Below are 705 nucleotides of genomic sequence, written 5' to 3'. Positions count from 1 at the left end.
CGGAGGCGGAATTCGTCAAGGCGGACGTGCGTCATGAGGACGAGGTGAGGGCGCTTGTCGACAGGACCGTGACCCGATTCGGACGGCTTGATGTCGCCGTCAACAATGCCGGCACCGAGGGGCAGATCGGGCCGATCACCGACCAGACCGCGGACAGCATTGMCGAAACCTTCGACACCAATGTCGTTGGCACGGTGCTTGGCATGAAACATCAGATCAATGCGATGAAGGCCAATGGCGGTGGCAGCATTATCAACGTCTCGTCGCTGCTCGGCCACCGCGCCGCCGCCTATACCTCCATCTACACCGCCAGCAAGCACGCCGTGGAAGGCCTGACCAAGGCCGCGGCGCTCGAGCTTGCCGAGGCAGGCATTCGCGTCAACGCCGTGGCGCCGGGGGCGACGGAGACGGGAATGCTGAACCGGTTTGCCGGCAGCGACGAGGTCAAGGCATCCTTGGCGGCGAGCATCCCGATGAAGCGGATCGGCCATGCCGACGAAGTCGCCAATGTCATCGTTTTCCTCGGTTCCAACAAGTCGACTTTCGTCACCGGCCAGATCTACAGCGCCGACGGCGGCAAGAATGCCGGCTGACCAGAGTGTGAAGTGCGGGCGCGCCCTTGTGGCCAGCCGCTGACGGTCAAGGAGGTCGGGCGCACGACGCCCGGCCTCATTCCTGCTCCCGCCAGATTCGGCGCAGCATGTC

1 protein-coding gene is annotated in these 705 nt (G+C 64.2%); it reads left to right on the top strand.

Translation table 11 applies throughout. From position 1 onward, the window contains the following. Nucleotides 1–593, top strand: a 593-nt coding sequence (locus AC1D0P_RS26595) for an SDR family NAD(P)-dependent oxidoreductase (RefSeq protein WP_477679468.1), incomplete at its 5' end; no start/stop codon positions are given. Between the last annotated feature and the right edge of the window lie 112 nt (nt 594–705).

Source organism: Polaromonas sp. P1_G2 (genome assembly GCF_056405515.1).
Note: the sequence above shows the minus strand (reverse complement) of the source record. Positions and strands in the feature narration are given on the sequence as shown.